This is a genomic window from Candidatus Erwinia dacicola (assembly GCF_001756855.1).
GTDB classification, from domain to species: domain Bacteria; phylum Pseudomonadota; class Gammaproteobacteria; order Enterobacterales; family Enterobacteriaceae; genus Erwinia; species Erwinia dacicola.
On the sequence record NZ_MAYS01000319.1, the window covers coordinates 1 to 1,376 of the forward strand.

A 1,376-nucleotide genomic window follows, 5' to 3' on the forward strand; every position below is an offset into this window, starting at 1 on the left:
TCAAGCTTGCAGGGTCTGGGTGCGCGAGGCTTGTAGCGGATATCCGCTACGGGCAGCGGGCTACGGATATATCTGCGAACGGTCTCACGAGAGCATGAAAGCTGGCGCGCGATGGCGCGTATCGACATGCCCTGACGGTGTAAAACACTCATCTCCACTCTGGTCTCCAATGTCATCATTGGCAGTGCCTTAAAACTGCCATTTTTACCCTGGGTGGGTCAGATTTACATCGGCAGGTGGGCCAGTTTTACATCGGTAGCGACACCACGACCCGGGTTCCCCGGTAAAAGTGCCGGTGGATCTCGCCGCGCTCAATGCCTTCTATAAGCAGTGGTAAACCCCGGACGCCATGACGCTGTTTGTCGTCGGCAATGTTGACAGCCGCAGCCTGTCTGAACAGATCAACAAAGTGTTCTCGCTGCTGGAAGGCAAGCGCGAACAGCCTTCCGCGATGCCAACGCTCTCCCCACTGCTGCTGCCGATCAACCTAGCAAACAGCACCCTCAGTCAGGATCACCTGTCGTTGGTCTGGGATACGCCATGGAAGACGATCCGCGAGTCGCAAAACCTGCTACGTTACTGGCAGAGCGATCTGGCGCGTGAGGCGCTGTTCTGGCATGTGCAGAAGGTGCTGAGCGATAACAAAACCCAGAGCATGCAGGTGGGCTTTGACTGCCACGTGCTCTACCAGCATGCGCAGTGCGTCATCAATCTGGATGCCGACAATGCCTCGCTGAACAGTAACCTGACGCTGATTGCCAAAGAGATGGTCGACATTATCAAAAGCTGCGTCAGCAGTTCCTGTCAGGTCTGACGCTGGATATGCTGAATTAGGAGCTGCGCCAGCAGCTGACGCAGGATATGACGATGGTGCTGATGCAGCCGCCGGGTGAGCCGGAAACTAACGTCAAGGCGCTGCAGGAGGGCTGGCAGAAGATTATGATGCCAGAGCCGGTGCCCGCTGCTGCAAGGTTTCGCAGTGCTATTCTCACCTCCGGTTTTGGCATGAACGCGATATAGTCTTCCTTCATCGTTTTCACGAACCGTTCGGTCATGCTATTACTCTGTGGGCTACTCACCGCTGTTGTACAGGGCTCTAGGTTCAGCTCTCTGGCAAACTTCCTCGTTTCAGCAGTTTTTCACCGTTGTCGCAGCCGAACTCGAAGCCGTCTGAACACCAGCGCATATCGCTTTCTGCTACCCCGATTTTACCCTTATGCTCACGCTTCGGCCACTCCGGTTTATTTGGCAGTAACAACAGGTGATGCTCGCTCATTATCCTGTAAAGCCGTTTGACATTTACCGGCAGCAGTCCTTCTGCCCGACGTTGCTTACGCAGGATACCCCACACCCATTGATTGTAGTGGCACACTGAT

The 1,376-nt window shown here is 55.0% G+C and carries 1 protein-coding gene and 2 pseudogenes; 1 reads left to right on the plus strand and 2 read right to left on the minus strand.

Annotation, left to right across the window (positions count from 1 at the left end; translation table 11 throughout):
* A partial coding sequence (locus tag BBW68_RS16465; RefSeq protein WP_148127543.1) for a helix-turn-helix domain-containing protein occupies window positions 1-179 on the minus strand: 179 nt, incomplete at its 3' end.
* Window positions 180-265: 86 nt separating this feature from the next.
* Between BBW68_RS16465 and BBW68_RS09355 the strand changes: the two are divergent.
* Window positions 266-1,020, plus strand: a pseudogene (locus BBW68_RS09355) (insulinase family protein); the annotation flags it as partial.
* Here BBW68_RS09355 and BBW68_RS16470 read toward each other — a convergent pair.
* Window positions 960-1,376, minus strand: a pseudogene (locus BBW68_RS16470) (transposase); the annotation flags it as partial. The pseudogenes BBW68_RS09355 and BBW68_RS16470 overlap by 61 nt on opposite strands.